This window comes from Aquimarina ulvae (assembly GCF_053613295.3).
Genome location: NZ_JBSIBP030000035.1, coordinates 1 through 2815, shown reverse-complemented (window position 1 = coordinate 2815; position 2815 = coordinate 1). Strand labels below are relative to the sequence as shown.

General features: G+C 29.4%; 3 protein-coding genes. All 3 read left to right on the top strand.

The window, feature by feature from the left end; genetic code table 11:
* The first annotated feature begins 533 nt into the window (after positions 1 to 533).
* Positions 534 to 1481, top strand: coding sequence for a pyridoxal-phosphate dependent enzyme (locus ACWGOQ_RS23980; RefSeq protein WP_452060370.1), 948 nt, complete (start codon positions 534 to 536; stop codon positions 1479 to 1481).
* 2 nt (positions 1482 to 1483) lie between these two features.
* Entirely contained in the window at positions 1484 to 2455 is a 972-nt protein-coding gene (locus ACWGOQ_RS23975) for a 2,3-diaminopropionate biosynthesis protein SbnB (protein WP_452060369.1), read from the top strand.
* Between the two features lie 119 nt (positions 2456 to 2574).
* Positions 2575 to 2815, top strand: a 241-nt coding sequence (locus tag ACWGOQ_RS23970) for a hypothetical protein (RefSeq protein WP_458202891.1), incomplete at its 3' end; no start/stop codon positions are given.

The following is a 2815-nucleotide window of genomic DNA, read 5'->3' as shown; positions in this document are numbered from 1 at the left end:
TTTAAGATACGATTAAAAGTACTACAGCTCTTCCAAGACTCAACTATTGAAGTATTAGCAAAAGCTATAGAAACAATAACTTTTGAAGCTGTATTGTCTGACTCTAGTGAAGATAATGAATTAATATTTTAATAGATAATATCTTTTTAGAATGAAAATCAAAGCACAAAAACTATCTGGATTTAAAAACTAGTATAGTTATCGTGTTTACAGATTCCAATTAAATAGTTTGTAAATACAATAAAAGACTAATTTTCTTTAAAAAATCATTCGCTCATATATACCGATATTAATTTAATAGAACACAATTTTCTTATAACGTGTTCTAGCTTCCGTGTGTAAAATATTTACAAAAATTCAATAAATATTATAAGAAATTATACTTCCTGTTTAAAAAGAAAGAGGAGACTTATTTATTATTTGAGTTAAATAAAAATGATTTAATAGCGACAATTCTGGTTCTAGATAATAAACACTATTGTCATGATTTTTAAGAATCTTCAAAATACAATGTAAAACTTAATTATAGTAAAATGGAAAGTATAGAACTGAAAGAAAAAAAGAAATCTTTAATGGATAAACTATGTGATTTAGAAAAAAGGGTAGGTAATACACCCTTTGTTAAGTTACATTCTTTTAAAAACACATATTCAAAACTTGAGTTTTATCAGCTAGGGGATAGTATTAAGATTAGGCCAGCTCTACATATTGTTAAGAATGCAATAAAAGAGAACTTAATCAATCGAGATACGGTTATTATCGAATCTACTTCAGGGAATTTTGGAATTGCTCTATCAATAATCAGTAAGTATTTAGGATTGAGGTTTATAGGAGTGATAGATAAAAATACTCCAAAGCGAAAAGAAGATTTACTTAGGTTATATGGTGCTGATGTTGTAATGATAGAAGAAAAAGATAAGACAGGAGGGTATTTGTTAAATAGAGTAAAATACATCGAGGATTATAAAAAAGAGAATAATGAAAATTGCTTTCATCCAAATCAATACCAAAATATCAATAATCCCAAAAGTTATTATGTTGGTATGGGAGAAGAAATATGTAACTATTTTGAAGATCTAGATGCTGTTATAGTAGCTGTAAGTTCAGGAGGAACTATAACCGGATTGTCAAGGAAATTAAAATTAAAATTCCCAGATATCAAGGTCATAGCAGTAGATGTTGAAGGTTCATTTGTCTTTCAAAATAGACCTCATAAAAGAAATCTTTCCGGAATCGGTTCAAGTATGAAATCCGATCATATTAAAGATGCCATAATTGATAGAATTGAAATACTAAATGAAGAAGAGATTTTAAAAGGATGTAAAGACTTGTTGGATGATGAATTGATCTTTGGAGGATCATCATCAGGAGCTGCATATGCTACAGTAAAGAAATACAAAGAAGAAAATCCTGACGAGACAGTGTTATTTATATGTCCGGACAGTGGCCTTTCTTACATTAATAATTTTAAAAATAAATAAAAATGAAATATTTAAGCTCAAACGATATTAATAGTATTCCATTGGATTGGGAATCTGTGATTAGCGAAATTTATAAAGCTACATCAATTTTAAAGAAAGGGAACTTTAGCCAACCTATAAAACCTTATTTAAGATATAATAATTTAGAAAATAGAATTATAGCAATGCCTGCTCATATAGGAGACGATATAGGTGTAGCAGGTATAAAATGGATATCCAGTTTTCCGGGAAATATTAATAAAAAATTGAAAAGAGCACATTCAACTATTATATTAAACGAAGAAGATACAGGCATCCCTTTCGCGATTTTGAATACTGCAATTGTTTCTGGTATTAGAACATCAGCTGTTACAGGAGCTGTTATCAAAAAATATCTTGAATTAAAAAAAATACAACCAGATCAAAAGTTAATAGTTGGTATTACTGGTTTTGGCCCGATAGGGCAACTTCACTTAAAAATGATTGATAGTATTCTGGGAGATAAAGTAGAGGAGTATTTGATATACGATGTAAGACCAGGAATAGAGGAGAATCTCGATAGTAATTTTTCTGATAAGGTATCCTTTGTTCATGACTGGGAAAGTGTATTTGATGTATCTGATATTTTTTGCACTTGTACTGTTTCTAAATCTCCATACATAGATAAAAAACCTAAGAAAGGCTCCTTGCACCTTAATGTCTCTTTAAGGGATTATAAAACTCAATTCATGGATTATGCAGATATTATCCTAGTTGATGATTGGGAAGAAGTTTGTAGAGAGAAAACAGATGTTGAAATGATGCATCTCGAAAGAGGATTAAAAGAAGAGGATACATTTAATTTATCTCACTTTTTGTTTGATTCTAAAGAAATAAACAATGAAAGTGTTGTAATGTTTAACCCTATGGGAATGGCAGTTTATGACCTTGCTGTATCCAAGTATTTTTATGATAAAGCAAATGAATTGGGAATAGGAGTTGAGCTTCAGGATTAACAAAATTCATTTAATTCTTGACGATCCATAAATGAACACTATTTGAGAACTTATCGTTCAAATTGATTATAAACAAATACCTAAAACTAAGGTTTAAGGGATAATATTCGTAGCAAATTATGAAAGAAGTATACGAGCTTGTATTGAAGTTAAAACAGAAAAGTATTTCGATACAAGAATTTCAAGGTAAACTTAAATTAAAAGGGGCTGTATCATTATTGACAGATGAAGAGAGAGAATCGATTCTTAATCTGAAAGATAAAATTTTAAGTTTCTGTAAACAAAACGATTCGGGGCAAGAATCTTCTGATGCTATAGCTATTCCGGTTGTTGCTGAAGCAGATTCGTATGAGTTATCCT

Excerpts from the sequence above, each read along its gene's own strand:
- ACWGOQ_RS23980 (WP_452060370.1), top strand. The coding sequence starts at position 534 with ATGGAAAGTATAGAACTGAAAGAAAAAAAGAAATCTTTAATGGATAAA.
- ACWGOQ_RS23975 (WP_452060369.1), top strand. The coding sequence starts at position 1,484 with ATGAAATATTTAAGCTCAAACGATATTAATAGTATTCCATTGGATTGG.